This is a genomic window from Dysgonomonas sp. ZJ279 (genome assembly GCF_011039205.1).
In the GTDB taxonomy this organism is placed as follows: Bacteria; Bacteroidota; Bacteroidia; order Bacteroidales; family Dysgonomonadaceae; genus Dysgonomonas.
Genome location: NZ_JAAKEL010000005.1, coordinates 160,281 through 177,068, shown reverse-complemented (window position 1 = coordinate 177,068; position 16,788 = coordinate 160,281). Strand labels below are relative to the sequence as shown.

The 16,788-nt window shown below is 39.0% G+C and carries 14 protein-coding genes; 7 read left to right on the top strand and 7 right to left on the bottom strand.

Translation table 11 applies throughout. The features are described 5' to 3' along the window. Positions 1-19: 19 nt before the first annotated feature. From G7Y57_RS08830 to folB, 4 genes are all read right to left on the bottom strand, one after another. Complete coding sequence (locus G7Y57_RS08830; RefSeq protein ID WP_165022509.1) at positions 20-2,545, bottom strand: T9SS type A sorting domain-containing protein; 2,526 nt, start codon at positions 2,543-2,545, stop codon at positions 20-22. A gap of 309 nt (positions 2,546-2,854) precedes the next feature. After that, the gene (locus G7Y57_RS08825) at positions 2,855-4,375 is read right to left on the bottom strand and encodes a DUF4301 family protein (protein ID WP_165022506.1); all 1,521 of its coding nucleotides are present in this window, start codon (positions 4,373-4,375) and stop codon (positions 2,855-2,857) included. Between the two features lie 60 nt (positions 4,376-4,435). Continuing rightward, positions 4,436-4,963, bottom strand: coding sequence for an RNA methyltransferase (locus tag G7Y57_RS08820; protein ID WP_165022503.1), 528 nt, complete (start codon positions 4,961-4,963; stop codon positions 4,436-4,438). Between the two features lie 4 nt (positions 4,964-4,967). Next, positions 4,968-5,321, bottom strand: a complete 354-nt coding sequence (folB, locus tag G7Y57_RS08815) for a dihydroneopterin aldolase (protein WP_165022672.1) — start codon at positions 5,319-5,321, stop codon at positions 4,968-4,970. A gap of 230 nt (positions 5,322-5,551) precedes the next feature. Between folB and G7Y57_RS08810 the strand changes: the two genes are divergently transcribed. The 5 genes from G7Y57_RS08810 (at position 5,552) to G7Y57_RS08790 (ending at position 10,371) form a co-directional block, all read left to right on the top strand. Beyond that, positions 5,552-5,899 carry a polymer-forming cytoskeletal protein gene (locus tag G7Y57_RS08810; RefSeq protein WP_165022500.1) on the top strand — a complete coding sequence of 116 codons (348 nt, stop codon included), beginning with the start codon at positions 5,552-5,554 and terminating at the stop codon, positions 5,897-5,899. A gap of 46 nt (positions 5,900-5,945) precedes the next feature. Further along, positions 5,946-7,724 carry an aminopeptidase P family protein gene (locus G7Y57_RS08805; RefSeq protein ID WP_165022497.1) on the top strand — a complete coding sequence of 593 codons (1,779 nt, stop codon included), beginning with the start codon at positions 5,946-5,948 and terminating at the stop codon, positions 7,722-7,724. Then, on the top strand, positions 7,714-9,141 hold the full coding sequence (locus G7Y57_RS08800) for a TlpA disulfide reductase family protein (RefSeq protein WP_165022494.1): 1,428 nt from the start codon (positions 7,714-7,716) through the stop codon (positions 9,139-9,141). The genes G7Y57_RS08805 and G7Y57_RS08800 overlap by 11 nt, the downstream gene beginning before the upstream one ends. Continuing rightward, on the top strand, positions 9,128-9,646 hold the full coding sequence (locus tag G7Y57_RS08795) for a gamma carbonic anhydrase family protein (RefSeq protein ID WP_165022491.1): 519 nt from the start codon (positions 9,128-9,130) through the stop codon (positions 9,644-9,646). Before G7Y57_RS08800 ends, G7Y57_RS08795 begins: the two co-directional genes overlap by 14 nt. A gap of 95 nt (positions 9,647-9,741) precedes the next feature. Continuing rightward, the gene (locus G7Y57_RS08790) at positions 9,742-10,371 is read left to right on the top strand and encodes a nitroreductase family protein (RefSeq protein ID WP_165022489.1); all 630 of its coding nucleotides are present in this window, start codon (positions 9,742-9,744) and stop codon (positions 10,369-10,371) included. Between the two features lie 70 nt (positions 10,372-10,441). Here the strand turns inward: G7Y57_RS08790 and G7Y57_RS08785 are convergent, their stop codons facing one another. From G7Y57_RS08785 to rsmA, 3 genes are all read right to left on the bottom strand, one after another. Next, the gene (locus G7Y57_RS08785; protein WP_165022486.1) at positions 10,442-11,005 is read right to left on the bottom strand and encodes a DUF2179 domain-containing protein; all 564 of its coding nucleotides are present in this window, start codon (positions 11,003-11,005) and stop codon (positions 10,442-10,444) included. 183 nt (positions 11,006-11,188) lie between these two features. Further along, on the bottom strand, positions 11,189-12,127 hold the full coding sequence (corA, locus tag G7Y57_RS08780) for a magnesium/cobalt transporter CorA (RefSeq protein ID WP_165022484.1): 939 nt from the start codon (positions 12,125-12,127) through the stop codon (positions 11,189-11,191). Positions 12,128-12,149: 22 nt separating this feature from the next. Beyond that, positions 12,150-12,962 (bottom strand): 16S rRNA (adenine(1518)-N(6)/adenine(1519)-N(6))-dimethyltransferase RsmA, encoded by an 813-nt coding sequence (gene rsmA / locus G7Y57_RS08775; protein ID WP_165022482.1) that lies wholly within the window; start codon positions 12,960-12,962, stop codon positions 12,150-12,152. 106 nt (positions 12,963-13,068) lie between these two features. Between rsmA and G7Y57_RS08770 the strand changes: the two genes are divergently transcribed. Continuing rightward, the gene (locus G7Y57_RS08770; RefSeq protein ID WP_165022480.1) at positions 13,069-14,082 is read left to right on the top strand and encodes a lysylphosphatidylglycerol synthase transmembrane domain-containing protein; all 1,014 of its coding nucleotides are present in this window, start codon (positions 13,069-13,071) and stop codon (positions 14,080-14,082) included. A gap of 70 nt (positions 14,083-14,152) precedes the next feature. After that, positions 14,153-16,741, top strand: a complete 2,589-nt coding sequence (locus G7Y57_RS08765) for an alpha/beta hydrolase-fold protein (RefSeq protein ID WP_165022477.1) — start codon at positions 14,153-14,155, stop codon at positions 16,739-16,741. The last annotated feature ends 47 nt before the right edge of the window (positions 16,742-16,788 follow it).

Below are 16,788 nucleotides of genomic sequence, written 5' to 3'. Positions count from 1 at the left end.
TCGTTAGTGTTATAATATCTTAGTTTTGTAATGTAATAAATTTAGTTGTAAAGTTTCTCTTTCCGGTAATCTTGATGATGTAAGTTCCTTGGCTTAATATCTTCATATATTGCATCGACGGCGTATTTGTTACAGTAGTCTTACCCATAAGGCGACCTTGAAGGTCGTATATCTGAACAAGGCTATTCATATCACCATCATTTAATCCATCAATGTAAATAATAGAACTATTGTAATAAACGCTAATTGGCAGAACCTCATCTACTATAATTTCGTTTGGTTTTTTATCGAAATATAATATAAAACGATTTTCTTTAGCTTGCTCGCCAGTCAGAGGTTTTGAAGTAAATACATACTCTGTCTCCGGTGTCAGTTCTATTTCTTTATTGTTTTCAAATCTATCCACCAACCATGCACGTTGCACTGATTGCAGTGACTCCATGCGGAATGGTTTGATACGCACACGTTGCGTAGTTTGTGTAGGTGTATAATATACAGCAATCTGCTTAGTTGTAGTAGGAATCGTATTTGTCAGCATAGGAACACCTTCGCTCGATCGGGTATAAATAATACCACTATAATTTAGAGCCGGATCTTCTCCATTATCTGTCAATTGACCACCTTGTCCATGTTCAGCAGAACCACGTGCATTAACAATACCCTTACGTGAATCCGTATTATCATTAGAGCCCAAAGTTGCATTCTCGCGAAGAACGATTGTCATACGATCTTCCATCAAATTCTCATTGTTGTCTCCCAATACGATAGATTGCAGCAAAATTTCGTCTACCTTTTCAGCAACAGCTTTTCTAAGAGTCGGGTTACCGAATTTTGTTTTCTTATTTGGCAATGTTATTGTAACATTCTTACTTGCTTGCAATGCAAACATCTGCATTGGAGCTACTAAGCCATTATCGGCACCAATATTAACCGAGTTACCGACAGCATCTAGTCCTAGCAAAGTACCACCTATACCACCCGACGGTGAATCCCAGTAAGATACCTTGTATTGGAAATAATGCTTTCCACCCTCTAATTTATATCTTATTCTGCCATCGCCAACAATCCAGTATTTGTTACGGATATCGGCAGCAGTATTATTATCAGAAACTGTCACACCCCAATCAGGTAAAGATGTAGGAGTATCAGTACCTACAGATGCAGCCACATTAATTATATCGGACAAATCTAATGGAGCTCCGTACGGATTACCCAAAAAGTTAAGACCTTTTGTCAAATCGACAGTGTAAGATGCTACCATCGGAGAAACAGCCGATTCTATATTCAAAAAGCTTTCTCTGTAGTCCGTCCAGTTGTTCACATCTGTCGGAGAAATGGCACCTGAAGCAGAGTTTGCAGTAGCAGGGAATTGATTAAATCCATATCTTACCTGTGTCAATAAAGCCCTATTAAATTGGTAACCACCAACAGCCCTATAGCCATCGGTACCACCAGGAAGTGAATGATTATCTTCAATAAGATCGAAATCAAAAGATGTAACATCTTGCGCCATAAAATAACCTTTACCTGGTTTCATGTCAAATTTAGGATCTACAACAGGTCCCGTAGAACCAGTTAAACTCCAAGGTTTCGGATCTAACAATGTATTGAAAAACATATGGTCAGCACGAACACCCGACGCCGGATACCCAATCATATTACGACCTTGTATCGGGGTAAAACCAGTCAGCATATACCCATCATCACCAGACAATTGATTCGAACCCGGAGCACCTGCTCCCGGTAATGTTACAGGATTATACAATTTCAGATCAAGAAAAGAACGTCCCTGATACCAAGTTCTATAATCGTTATCAGCATAACCACTTACAACACCATTGCTAACAGCTTTAGTTATACCTGCTGCACCTCTGGATTTGATATAAGCAATATCCAACACCCTAGAATTAGCAGAATTATATTTTGCCTCCTGCGTAAACCACGATCCGGAATTTAGGACGATACCATTAACCAATACAGCAGCCGACGGATCAACGGCAACATAAGACGTGCTATCCACAACAATGCTAGGGAAAGCAATGTGATGCACATCTCTCGTTGTAGAATTCATCTTTATAACTTGCTTATCTTTAAGATATGACGAAATAGGGCTACCAGTAGAAGGTGTAGGCAACACCGATATAGCAAACTCTTTAGCAGGACTAATAGCAACAGGCACATTCACAGAAGAGGTGAGAAAGTCAAAGTTTGTATTCATAAACCAAACTTTACCAGTTTGGAAACCAGACTTATCAGCATCAACAAAAACACTATCTGATGCCAAAACGGGGTTACTAATAAAGTCTCCTGTAATACCAAACGCAGATTCATTTTGCATCTTAACGGCACTACCTGAAGCAAATTCGGCAGAACCATCAATCAACATTATCACCTTATCTCTTCCAATAGGACTAGTGCTTGTACGAGTCGTTGGTGCAGTATACATCGCCCCCTTGTTATAAAAGGTCACTTTATGACTAGGCTCTTGACCCTTTGCGACAAAAGGAATAAATAAAAGTATGATTAGTAATAATCGTAATCTCATATGCAGTTCTATAAATAAAGTAGTTTAAATAAAGTCGGTAACATAAATATAGTTTTAAAACTATATGCGACACAGGGTATTACAGCCCTCGATACACAATCAGTCGGTCGCATCCTCAGAATATTATGCAAATATAGTTCTTTTTTTCAACATTACAATAAAACACCATTTTTTCTTCTATAAAATAACATAGGTTAAATGCCTAATATTAAATGATTAATAATTTATTATTCTTTTAGTTATTCTTAATATTTCATCACATCTGCAGAGGGCAAATAATAACAGCAAAATGAATAAAATGATTTAAAATCACACATTCAGATGATGCTTCCGAAGCAAATCGTTTATTGTTTTTACCGGATTAAATGTTTCAATCGGCACCTCTACAAATATAGTGTTCCAGTCAGACATTGCCCCATTCCACAAGCCGGGTAATTCGAGTGCTTTGAGCTTCTTGCCATTCTTCGACTTTATAGAGATAAAACCAGTATTCTCATCTACAAAATCTTTAAGATTGAATGTCCGCCCACGATAATCTTTTATACCGCACACCAAGTCAACCGGATTGAAATGCGTACCCTCACTGAACATTCTTTTCTTAGTCGGATCATCCATATCTATTTGCGAGCTTTCCAGTATTTGCGGAGAAATAGTACCATCCGAATTTTCTGCCAAAAACGGACCGCCACCGGGCTCTCCCACATTTTTCACCATACCGCATACACGGCTGGGACGATCGAGCTTACGCTTAAGATATAAAACCAGCTCAGCATCTTCGAGTAGCTTGGTTTCAGGGTTTTTAATATTGAGAACATTTTGCAGGAAATGCAGAATTTCGAGCAACTCATCGTGAGTATATCGACCACTATCGAGCAATTTCAGATACTCAAATATTTTCTTTTGTGTAGATACCAACACTCCTGCAAGTATCTTTTTATATTTTGTCTCTGTTTCTTTAAACTTATCAGGCACTGTATTATCTATATTCTTAATAAAGACTATATCCGCATTCAAATCGTTCAGATTTTCGATCAAAGCTCCATGCCCACCCGGGCGGAAAAGCAATTCGCCATTTTCTCTGAATGGTTCATTATTAGAATCTGCAGCTACAGTATCTGTACTTGATTTCTGTTCACTGAAAGTAACATCGTAAGCAACCTTCAGCTCAGCTTCTACCGATGGTATCTTATCATTGATCAGTTTTTGAAACTCCTTGCGATGTTCGGGCGATACAGTAAAATGCACATTAACTTCACCTTTACTATTGCACGCATATAGATAACCTTCTTTCAGATGTTCTTCGACCGGCGTACGGGAGAAACCATCATAACGATGAAATTTCAATAATCCTTTAGGCAGATCGCCGTATTTAAGACCGTAGGGTTCTATTAAATTCCCTACTATACTTTTATATTTCCCCTCCTTTAGCAGGTGTTCTATATTTTTATGTGAATGTTTTAAGCAAGCTTCATCCAGGTCTTCATAAAAGGCAAACTGACTTAACTCATCGAAAAACTTATCTTCGAATGGTGTAGTCGGTATATCATAAGGAGCGTCAAGAAATTCAAACAAATCTTTAAACATGCGGCTGGCAGCACCAGATGCCGGAACAAATTTCACAATCTTTTTATTAGACGATAAGTAATTATTCCACGCATCCAAATATACTTGTTCTTTGCCATCAACAACCAAAATACCTTTTTGTGTCGACGCTGCAGAAGCCAGTTCCAGATATGGAAATCCTTTACGAAAACAATCCAATTGTTTTTGAAGTTCGTCTTCTGTTATTCCTTTTTTAGCCAAGAGGGCTTTATCTTGCTCTGTAATCATGCTATTGCCGTTTTAATTAGTTAACCTATAGTTACAAATCTAATAAAAAATCTGAATTTATCATCGTAATTGTTTCGAAAATTCCCAAATAACAACACCTCCTGCTACTGAGACATTTAGCGAATGTTTTGTTCCAAATTGTGGAATTTCGATACACGAATGACATAAATCAACGACCTCTTGCTGTACACCTTTCACTTCATTACCTAAAACGATTGCATATTTTTTACTCTTATCTAATTGCAAATCATCAAGCATAATACTGTTTCGGGCTTGTTCTATCGCACAAATTGTAAAACCCATCTCATTCAACCGCTCGATAGCCTGCTCCGTCTTCTCGAAATAAAGCCAATCCACCGAATCTTCTGCGCCTAATGCAGTCTTGTGTATTTCCACACTTGGCGGCGTGGCTGTTATGCCACACAAATAGATCGATTGAACAAGAAACGCATCCGACGAGCGGAATATAGAACCAATATTATTCAGGCTTCTAACATTATCTAAAACAACTACAAGTGGTATCTTGTTTGCCAATTTAAACTCATTTATAGAGATTCTATCTAATTCTGTTATTTTCTTTACCTTCATCGAGTCAATCTATTAAAAGGACACTTGCATAATCTACCTGACCTCCTAACGGTGGGTTACGTTTCGACAGTTTTAACTCGATAGTATTTATTTGAGCATATTTATCTTTAAGACGCTTAATTATGCGATACGCTGCATGCTCGAGCAACTTAGATGGCGTTTTCATCTCATTTTTCACTATTTCAAATACATCCGCATAGCTAACAGTATCAGTTAAGTCATCAGATTCACAGGATTTTAACAGATCAACTTCTATTTTTAAATTTATTACAAAAATATTTCCAACCTTCGTTTCCTGTTCAAAAACGCCATGATTGGCATAGATGGTAACATTTTCGAGTAAGATATAACTTTTCACTTGATTCATATTTTAATTACACGACAAAGGTAGAAAAAACAACAAGTATCTCTTTGTTTTTCTTAAGGCAAGTTACCCATTTCTTATAAACTCTTAAATCAATAGAGAGATTTAAACTACTTCGAGTTTTTTAGTTAAATTTGCTCGTCAAATATTTTGAGTTCAAAGACCTGAACTATACGACACAACATTTAATATTACACTTTACCTACTTATTAAAATACGAATATATGGCTAAAAATGAAATCATTACAACATCAGGCACTCATAATGTGCTTGCTACAGGCACTGTTATAAAAGGAGATATATGCGCCGAAGAAGATTTCCGTATCGATGGTACAATAGAAGGCGATATCACCTGTAAAGGGAAAATAATAATAGGAGCACAAAGTTCTATAACAGGAAATATAGAATGTACGAATATAGAAATGATGGGCAAAGTGACAGGTAATATTTGTTGTACGAACAATATTATACTTAGAGCGTCGGCTAATCTCAACGGAGAAATAAAATCTCAAACAATCGAGATAGAACCCGGTGCTATATTTTCGGGAACTTGCTCTATGCTAACAGAATAAAAGAACAATATGTAAAATCATATATTGTTATAAAATATACAGAATTATGAGTAATATAATAGAACATAGACTTGGTGCACTGCGCAAGTTTATGGAAGAAAAAGGCTTACACGCCTTTGTGATACCAACTACCGATGCACACCTGAGCGAATATCCTGCTCCTCATTGGGCATCGAGAGAATGGATCAGTGGCTTTACCGGTTCCGCCGGTTCGGTAGTCGTAACACGCGAGAAAGCTGCATTGTGGACAGACTCCCGTTATTTTCTACAAGCTGCAGACCAATTGAGAGGAACCTCATATCTTCTGCAAAAAGAAGGTTTACCCTCTACACCGAGCATAGATGAATGGCTTACCGACGAATTGGGTGAAGGCGAATATGTAGGTATAGATGGCGGTGTATATGCAGCGAAAGATGCATTCTCGCTAATACATAAACTAAACATGAAGGGGTTGCACCTCATCAACGATTACGATCCATTTGCCGAAATATGGCACGACAGAGCGCATATACCACAAAATCCGATATTTGTTCTACCCGAAAAATATGCAGGCGAACCTGCTCGCAAAAAGATCGCGCGTATATGCGACAGCCTGGAAAAAACCGGTGCAAAATCGTTACTTGTAGCATCACTCGACACTATTGCATGGATATTCAACATCAGAGGTAACGATGTAAAATGCAATCCGGTAGCAGTGAGTTATGCATTTGTATCGAAAGAAGAAACAGTACTATTTATAGACCCGAAGAAACTATCACCCGAAATAGCCAAATACCTGCAAAGCGAAGGTGTTATAATTGCCGAATATACGAAGATATACGACTTTGTAGCTAAACTGGATACATCCGTATGCCTAGATAGCAACAAGATCACTTTCAACCTATATAATACGATACCTAAGCAATGCCGCATTGTAGATATCCCCTCTCCTGCCGACCTGATGAAAAGCATCAAGAACGAGACAGAAATAGAGGGTTTTCAGAATGCAATGCAACGCGATGGTGTTGCTCTTGTAAAATTCCTTATGTGGCTCGAAAAGGCTGTGCCAAAAGGAGAAGTAACGGAAATGCTTATCACCGAAAAACTGGTTGAATACAGAAGCCAGCAAACCGATTATGTAGGAGAAAGCTTCGACACCATTGCCGGATATGGACCAAATGGGGCTATTGTACACTATCATGTAACACCCGAAAGTTCGGCAGATGTGAAACCCGATGGTTTTATGCTTATCGATTCGGGGGCACAATATTTTGACGGGACAACCGATATTACACGTACTGTCGCAGTTGGTCCGCTTACCGAACAGATGAAGAAAGACTACACGATGGTGCTGAAAGGGCATATCGGTATTGCGACAGTTATTTATCCGCAAGGAACACGTGGCAGCCAGATAGATATACTTGCCCGCAAAACCCTTTGGGATAACGGACTAAATTATCTTCATGGTACAGGACACGGCATCGGACATTTTCTGAATGTACACGAAGGCCCTCAAAACATCCGCATGAATGAGAACCCGACTACCTTGCAGCCGGGAATGGTTACATCTAACGAACCGGGACTTTATCGGGCAGGAAAGTATGGAATCCGTATCGAGAATCTCATATTGACTCGACATGAAATGACAACTGAGTTTGGCGATTTCTATTCGTTCGAGACATTGACTCTTTGCCCTATAGATACAACGCCGATAATAAAAGAAATGCTAACACAAACAGAAATCACTTGGTTCAACGAATATCAGAAATACGTTTACGATCGTCTTTCTCCACTGTTGAACGAAGATGAAAAGCAATGGTTAAAAGAAAAGACGAATGAAATCTAAATTTCTCACTTTATTACTACTGCTTCTTTGTATAAATATTGGAGCACAAAGCACAAGTACGAAAAAAGACAGATACCGCATCGAGATCGATGCTCCTCAAAAGAAAGACAAGGTGACCTATCTTGTCAGATATTGGAACGGGGATAGCTATGCACAAGATTCTGTCCAATTGTCGAACGAAGGGAAAGGAGTTTTGTCTTCGGATCAGAAACTGAGCGAAGGGCAATATCTGGTATATATCAAGCCTGACATACAACTAGATTTGCTGATAGGTGATACGCAAGACAATATAAAGTTGCACATCGAAGAAGGCAACTTCAAAGCATGTACTGTAAGAGGAAGCAGAGATACGGAACTCTTATGGCAGTATCTTGCAAAGTTGGATGACAGCCGAAAAGAGAAAGAAGCTTTAGAGGAGAAACTGGAAAACGAAACCATATCGGCACAACAACGTACAAGCTTGGAGAAAAAGATACAAACAATAGATTCAAATATTCAGGCTTATATTAAATCGATGACCGATAAAAATAAGGGTAGCTGGTTTGCTTCTTTCCTTAAAGGAATGGAGCCGATTACACCCCTCTATACCACACCTCAGAATGAAGATGAATATAGAGCTAACAGACAGTTTATAAAAGATCACTTCTTCGATAATATTGATCTCGAAGATCCACGAATCTGGAATACGAATTACTTTACTACCTACCTCGATAATTATATGGAACAATGGGTAGAACCCATCCCCGACTCTATTGCTATAGCTTCGAGTCGATTGGTAGGCAAAACACAAGGTAATGAATACACATTCAAAGAAATGTTATCCCGATTGGCAAATCAATCAATTACCAGTCCGATAATGGGCAGGGAAAATGTATGGGCTAAGCTGGCTGAAGATTACATATTCGACAAAAATATTACTTGGATAGACAGTACTCAATTGATCGAAATGAGAAGCGGGTATGAAAAAATCCGGCACAACCGTATCGGAATGCAGGGAAAAGGATTGAAATTGATCGATATAAACGGCAAAATGATCGACACCGATACTATCGACGCAGAATATCTTATACTCTATTTTTACGATCCTACATGTAGCCATTGCAAACAGGAAACACCTATAATTCACGATCAGATATTCGCTAAGTACAAAGATAAAAAGATGAAAGTAGTAGCAATATCGATTAATAACGACAAAGAAGAATGGGCAAGCTTCATAGAAAAAAATAATCTGTCGGATTGGATAAATGTAAGTGACCCTGATTTCACATCGCAATACTGGATGTATTACGACACCAGCGGTGTACCATCCATATTTGTACTGGACAAAAACAAAACAATAATAGCTAAGAAAATAGACGAGAAGAATTTAGCAAAGTTTTTTGAATATTATATAGATAGTAAAAATGGCACTAATTAAAGAAGTTAGAGATTTCACACCTCAAATAGGTAAGAATACATATTTAGCCGAAAACGCAACAATCATCGGCGATGTTATCATTGGCGAAGATTGCAGCATCTGGTTCAACACCGTACTGCGTGGCGATGTAAATTCGATACGTATCGGCAACAGAGTTAATGTACAAGACGGCAGCGTGCTGCATACCTTATACCAAAAGTCGACTGTAGAGATCGGCGACGATGTATCTATCGGTCATAATGTAGTTATACACGGTGCTAAGATAGAAAACGGTGCATTGATTGGTATGGGTTCGGTGGTACTCGATTATGCTGTGATAGGCGAAGGTGCTATCGTGGCTGCGGGTTCGGTTGTGCTGAGTGGCACACAAGTAGAACCGGGTAGCATATATGCCGGTGTTCCTGCTAAATTTGTAAAGAAAGTCGATCCCGATCAGGCGAAAGAGATCAACCAGAAGATTGCTAAAAACTACCTGATGTATTCGGGTTGGTTTAAGGAAGAGTAATACATAAAGAAGAACTTTTTAAGTAAGCATGTGTTTATATAACGCGTGCTTATTAAGTTAAGTACCCTAGTAATAAAAAAAGAAAAGGAAACAAAATGAGTTTAATAGAAGATCTTAAATGGCGACATGCCTGCAAGAGAATGAATGGTACAAAAGTACCTCAAGAGAAAATTGACAGAATTTTAGAAGCTATAAACCTCGCTCCTACATCATTAGGATTGCAGGCATTCAAAGTGTTAGTTATAGAAAATCAACAGTTGAAAGAACAGATTCTGGCAGAGGCTTGCCCTCAACAACCGGTGAAAGAATGTTCTCATCTGCTTGTGTTTACAACATATACTCAAATTACAGAAAAAACGCTGGACGAATATTTTACGTTGATAGAAAAAGTTCGTAATCCGGGTAAAGAATGGTGCGATCACTATAGAGAAAAAATCGAAGGCTTTATGGAGAAAAACTACAGCAATACAGAAAACTGGCTTGCTAGTCAGGTATATATTGCACTTGGTGTAGCTTGTACTGCTGCTGCAAACGAGAGAGTAGACTCTGTACCTATCGAAGGCTTTAGTAAAGAAGCATTGAACAAGGTTCTCAATCTTCACGAAAAAGGCTTGGCATCAGTTGTATTATTACCTCTGGGTTATAAAGACGAGGCTAACGATTGGTTGAATAATGTACCTAAAGTAAGAAAAGACAATAAGGATTTGTTTGAAGTGATAAAGTAAGAAATCTTTACTGAAATTATAATGGAGGCTGTATTTTCAAAAGAATACAGCCTTTTAATTTTACATCACTTTACTTACGAATACCAAATAGCCCCGCTGCGGGAGTAGCAGAGGCAAAGATACCCTTCTTCTTGGTTCTGATATCTTCTACCAGATAAAACGCCTCGGGATCGAATGCCGCGATTATACCTGTTACGGCTTTTTGCGACTTACGGCTGATAACAGTCTCTACTATGTGCACTTCCGATCGGGCTCCTTCGCCACGAACAAAAGTAGAACCAAAACCACTTTGATTCAAGAGCTTAATCAGTTCATTACCATTCTTATTGGTATACACACGAAATAGTTGATAACCGAAAGCAATACGATTTTCGACCAGAATCCCTACATAATTACCCGTTGCATACCCTCCTGCATAAGCCAGATAAGTTATTAGATCATTTGCATTTGCAAAAACCTGCGATATGACAACTACCCAGATAAACACTTCGAAAAAGCCGACAATGGGTGCTTTATAACGTTCTCCTTTCGATACAAAAATGATACGCAATGTACCTAAAGTTACATCGCAGATACGACCGAAAAATATAATAAAGGGTAATAACCAGGGTGAAGTTTCGAGAAAATCAAACATGGTAATTCTAATTTTAAGTAAATAAATGATTTAAGTTAAAGGTAAGAATTTATCCTTCCTTAAAAGAATAGATTAGCAATCTTTAAGATCATGGACTTTAGAGACTGACTTCTTAATACCAGCAATTCTTTCACTAACAATTGAATATAGAATATCAATTTATTCAGCTTACAAGAGGTAGCTTCACAGCCACTTCTTTCGCTTGAAGTAAATAAGAATAGTTGCAACCGAAACGATCATTAATCCGACTGAAAGTTCATAACCGTAGTCCCACTGAAGTTCGGGCATATCGTCGAAATTCATACCATATACACTCGCAATAAGCGTAGGAGGCATAAATATCACTGAGATAACGGTAAACATCTTAATAATCTTATTTTGTTCGATATTAACAAAACCGAGGAATGTATCTTGTAAGTAGTCCAGCCTATCGAAGCTGAATCGGATATGCTCGACTAGCGAATTTATATCTTTCACAATTATAGTCAACTTACTGTGCAAATCGCTTGGCATCATCTCACTTTTCAGCATACTCGACACAGTGCGTTGCTTATCGATAATGTTCTCGCGAAGCATCATCGTTTTTTCCTGTAAGTCTTTAATCTCCATCAGGATCTCTTCGTCCGCATCCTGAATGCTATTACTCAATGCAGTAATACGTTGCGTCATTTGCTCGATCATATCGGCATCTATCTCTACCCGTGTTTCGAGCAATGCAACAAATACATGGAAACCTGTCGGATAATTTCGCGGACTGGCCGACATTTTCTTCACCGTTTCGTGAAAAGACACTAGATCTTCGCTACGAACGGTAATCAGTATATTATTTTTAAGGATAAATGAAACGGGCTCCCGTTCAAAATTATTTTGTAAGAAATTCAGATTAACAACAAGTGAATCTGTTGTTTCCATATACCGAGACGACATCTCGATCTCGATCATCTCTTCTTCTTCCTGTATATATATTTTCAGATAATCCTCTAGTTCCGACTCTATTTCTTCATCGACATTATTCAGGTCGATCCAGAGGAAATTCTTGATAGGTGTAGTTTTCAAAAACTCAATGCTACGGCTCATCCGTATAACATTGTCTTTATGGTAGAATAGCTTTACTTCTGACATGTACTTATTTTTTAAGGGTACATTACTCTATTTTCTTCTCTCCTCCTATGCCTCCTTCCGACAAGAATGCTGCCGTGATATTTGTCAATTCGACAAATTCGGTCACCGACAATTGTTCGGGGCGTTTACTGAAAATGGGTAGACTGTAAGCTTCGCAATCTTTACCTAGCAGAGGTTTCATCGAATTACGTAAAGTTTTGCGTCGTTGATTAAAGCTTGTTTTTATAACCGTTTTAAACAACTTTTCGTTACAGCCCAGACTCTGTCGATCGTTGCGAACAAGCCTTACCACCGCCGACTTGACTTTGGGGGGAGGGTCGAAGACTTTTTCGCTGACAGTGAAGAGATACTCTACATCATACCATGCCTGCAAAAGAATGCTCAATATACCACCGGTTTTCCCACCGGGCTTGGCAGCAATACGTTCGGCTACTTCTTTTTGTAGCATACCCGAACAGCAAACCACCTGATCTTTATATTCAAGTACCTTAAAAAATATCTGAGAAGATATATTGTAGGGATAATTACCTATCACACAGAATTTATCTTTGTAAAGGTCTCCCAAATCCAGTTGAAGAAAATCGCCTTCTATAATATGTCCACGTAGTGCCGGATAATGTTCGTTAAGATAAGGAACCGAATCGCGATCGAGTTCTACGACCGTCAAATCCCTGTCTTTTTCTAGCAGAAACTGAGTTAATACTCCCATACCGGGACCCACCTCCACGATGGGTACTCCTGGAAAACCATCCATTGTATCAGCTATTTGCTTCGCAATACCGAGGTCTTTCAGAAAGTGCTGTCCTAAGAATTTCTTTGGCTTAACTTCTCTCATACTAATAAATATCATTATCTTTGCCGCGCAAAGGTAGTGTTTTATTGCTAAAACCTGACTATCAGAGCAACATAAATACAAAAAAACGAACGACTCACAAGCATATATGGATACCAAAGAGGAAGAAAAAACGTCTAAAAAAAGTTCACTGATAAACAAGTTTGTAAAGGTCGTACTCCCTCTTGCTTTGGGTATTGCGATTATTTATTATCTTTTCAAAGATATCAACCTTACAGAATTGTGGACTGTGCTTGAAGATGCCAACTGGGGCATACTTGCCTTTTCGCTAATATTCGGCTTGCTGGGAAACACCATAAGAGGTTACCGTTGGCAACTACTTATCAGACCGTTAGGATACAACCCGAAAGTATCGAATCTTAATTTTTCCATCTATGGGGGCTATGCCGTCAACTTCGTATTACCTCGTGCGGGAGAAATCTGGCGATGCGGAGTTATCGCTAAAGAAGAAAACATTCCTTTTTCGAAACTCTTCGGGACAATGATTGTAGACCGTATATTCGATACAATTACGGTTTTGTGCATCTCATTATTTGCTTTTCTGTTCAATATGCAGTTCTTCATCTCGCAGCTTGAAGAAAACGAAGAAGCTCTTAATTCAGTTCTGGGCGTTCTACAATCACCTATACTTTACATATCAATTGCTGTTCTTGTGATCGGAACATACGTTATATTCAAATTTTTCAAAAACAACTTCATCGTAAAAAAGATTACCGACCTTGTAGTAGGTATGGGCAAAGACATGAAAGCTATCTGGAAGATGAAGACAAAAAACAGATTGTTCCTTTATACCATCGGTATATGGGGTTCTTACTTCCTTTACTTTTACACTACATTCTACGCTTTTGAATTCACAGAACATCTTGGCGTAACCGCAGGGCTTATTGCCTTTGCACTAAGCAGTATCAGCATGGGTGTACCATCTAACGGAGGATTAGGGCCGTGGCACGTTGCCGTTGTAGCATCATTAGGATTGTATGGTGTAGACAAATTATCGGCTACTGCATTTGCCACAGGTGTATTCACCACCCAATCGCTTTGGGTTATTCTTTGCGGATTGGTTGGTATAGCTGCTCTGTCGATAAGAAAGAGCAAGAGATAAACCCGATTTAAGGTATTAATATACAATACCAGCACACGACGACTTAATAACCTTCTTAAATATTGGTATTATGATAAAACAAAATTTATACGCAAAGATTGCAGGATTCTTGCTTCTTGCAGCCATTTCCACACAAAATATTCCGGCACAAAACATTGTGACAATTTTCGGACAGGAAAAGGTCGAAAAAACTGAAGAGGGAGAAGTATCTCATAACTTTCGCAACGGGTTTTTACTACCCGGCGGTACTAACCCGGGAACATTGTTCAATGGACAAGACATGATAGCATGGATGTATGCTACGGGAAACTTTATAACACCCAAAGACGGATCTGCGATCGGATATTCTTATCCTAACATGGATGGTCAGGTAGAAGATTCTTATCTGAGATGGTTAGCTCAAAGCAAGGGTGAAAACGCGATGAAATTACTTCCTCAATGGACATGGACAGCCATGGAAGCCGACTCTACGGGATTATTCAAACGCCCTGAACTACGCTCTGCCTTCCTATACACATCATACGACTCTCCAAAGGAGCAAATTGTACTGTTGGAAACAACAGGAGGAACACGTACTTATGTGAATGGAATGCCCCACGAGGGAGATCATTACGATTTTGGTTATACATTGACTCCAATTAAGCTAAAAAAAGGTTTGAATGAATTCGTTTACACACCCGGACGTTTTGGAAAGGTAGCATCTAAACTCGTGAAACCTGAAAAACCAATCATGTTTACAAAACGTGATATGACTATACCTGATATTATCATTGGAGAGAACGACTCTAAATGGGCTGCTATCCGGGTAATAAACACGACCGAAAAACCGTTGCAGGGACTAACGATACGCGCCACACTCGCTGATGGTCGCAAAGAAGAGTATAAAACTCAAGATGTAATGCCTTTGACTGTAAGAAAGGTCAAATATAAAATTCCTGCCCCTGCGAATAACAATGGCTCTGAGGGAGGAAACATTATCGCAAAGATTGAATTACTGGATAAATCGGGAAAAATAATAGACCAGACAGATGTCGAGTTCCGTCAGGTTTTGCCATCGGTTCATCACGAACGCACGTTTATAAGCCTGATAGATGGAAGTGTGCAATATTATAGTGTTGCTCCTGCGATACGTAAAAATACAGGTGAAACAAAAGCGATGGTACTGTCTGTTCACGGAGCAGGTGTAGAAGCCCGCAACCAAGCCAGAGCATATAGTTCGAAAGATTGGACGGATATTATTGCAGCAACCAACCGTCGTCCCTATGGCTTTAACTGGGAAGAATGGGGTCGTATAGACGGTTTAGAAGTTTTAGAAGAAGCAAAGCGTGTATTTCAACCCGATAAATCAAAAATATACCTGACCGGTCATTCTATGGGTGGACACGGTTCATGGTTCTTAGGGACAACTTATCCCGACAAATTTGCAGCGGTTGCGCCTTGTGCCGGCTATCCAGACATTGCCAGTTATGGAAGAGGAAAAGGTGATGCTATGCACGATGACAACTCAACTTACGATGCTTTCAAACGTGGTGGCAACGGTGGACGTGTTGTCTCGTTAGCCAAAAATCTGAAACAATCCGGAGTATATATTTTCCACGGAAGTGCAGACAGTGTTGTTTCACCATCAAATGCACGTCGTATGCGTGAAGTATTGGGTAAATTCCATCCGGACTTCTGCTATTATGAATATCCCGGAGGAGAGCATTGGTTTGGAAACCATAGTGTAGATTGGAATCCGATATTTGAATTTTTCTCTCGCCATTCGATTCCGGAAGCTAAAGATGTAAAAGAAATAGATTTCCATACAGCATCTCCTGCAATCTCGCCAAAAGACTATTGGATAAAGGTAGAGCAACAAATCAAGCCTTTCGACTTTAGTAATGTACAAGCTCGTTTGAATAAAGATACAATTCAAGTTGTCAAAATAGAGAATGTAGCCTTGTTGGTTCTTGACATCCCTTCTCTGATGCTCGAAAACAAACAAATCGCAGTTAATATTGCAGGGCAAACATTATCTGTACCGACCGACAAAGAAGCAATTTTCGCTCTTGAAAACGATAAATGGCAGGTGAAAGGCGAGGTGAATTTGAAAAACAAATATTCCGGTCGCTATGGCGGATTCAAGAACGCTTATGGCAATAATGTAGTATTTGTATATTCAACAAAAGGAACTGCGCAAGAAAACGAATGGTACCAGAATAAAGCCCGCTTCGATGCTGAAACTTTCTATTATCGCGGAAACGGGTCGATCGATGTTATTCCTGATACTGAATATACAGTGGCTAAATATACCGATCGTAATGTAGTAATTTATGGCAACAAGGATAATAACAGCGCATGGCCTTTGTTATTGAAAAACAGCCCGATTCAAGTGGGTAAAGGAATGATTACAGCAGGCAGAAAAACATTCACGGGTGATGATCTCGGAACTTATTTCGTTTATCCTCACCCTAACAGCAATACTGCTTCTGTGGGGGTTGTTGCAGGAACAGGTGAAATCGGTATGCGTGCCACATCTCCTAACAATTATATATCGGGTATCACAGGTTTCCCTGATCTTATGATATATCGTGCAGATGCACTGAAAAACGGATTAACAGGTATGGAAGCAGCAGGATATTTTGATAATGACTGGACTCTAACTAATAAAGACTTTTAAACTGAGTACAATTTCTTTCATATCAATATAGTATATGAGTGGAAAAG

Excerpts from the sequence above, each read along its gene's own strand:
- G7Y57_RS08830 (WP_165022509.1), bottom strand. The coding sequence starts at position 2,545 with ATGAGATTACGATTATTACTAATCATACTTTTATTTATTCCTTTTGTC.
- G7Y57_RS08825 (WP_165022506.1), bottom strand. The coding sequence starts at position 4,375 with ATGATTACAGAGCAAGATAAAGCCCTCTTGGCTAAAAAAGGAATAACA.
- G7Y57_RS08820 (WP_165022503.1), bottom strand. The coding sequence starts at position 4,963 with ATGAAGGTAAAGAAAATAACAGAATTAGATAGAATCTCTATAAATGAG.
- G7Y57_RS08810 (WP_165022500.1), top strand. The coding sequence starts at position 5,552 with ATGGCTAAAAATGAAATCATTACAACATCAGGCACTCATAATGTGCTT.
- G7Y57_RS08805 (WP_165022497.1), top strand. The coding sequence starts at position 5,946 with ATGAGTAATATAATAGAACATAGACTTGGTGCACTGCGCAAGTTTATG.
- G7Y57_RS08800 (WP_165022494.1), top strand. The coding sequence starts at position 7,714 with ATGAAATCTAAATTTCTCACTTTATTACTACTGCTTCTTTGTATAAAT.
- G7Y57_RS08795 (WP_165022491.1), top strand. The coding sequence starts at position 9,128 with ATGGCACTAATTAAAGAAGTTAGAGATTTCACACCTCAAATAGGTAAG.
- G7Y57_RS08790 (WP_165022489.1), top strand. The coding sequence starts at position 9,742 with ATGAGTTTAATAGAAGATCTTAAATGGCGACATGCCTGCAAGAGAATG.
- G7Y57_RS08785 (WP_165022486.1), bottom strand. The coding sequence starts at position 11,005 with ATGTTTGATTTTCTCGAAACTTCACCCTGGTTATTACCCTTTATTATA.
- corA (WP_165022484.1), bottom strand. The coding sequence starts at position 12,127 with ATGTCAGAAGTAAAGCTATTCTACCATAAAGACAATGTTATACGGATG.
- rsmA (WP_165022482.1), bottom strand. The coding sequence starts at position 12,962 with ATGAGAGAAGTTAAGCCAAAGAAATTCTTAGGACAGCACTTTCTGAAA.
- G7Y57_RS08770 (WP_165022480.1), top strand. The coding sequence starts at position 13,069 with ATGGATACCAAAGAGGAAGAAAAAACGTCTAAAAAAAGTTCACTGATA.
- G7Y57_RS08765 (WP_165022477.1), top strand. The coding sequence starts at position 14,153 with ATGATAAAACAAAATTTATACGCAAAGATTGCAGGATTCTTGCTTCTT.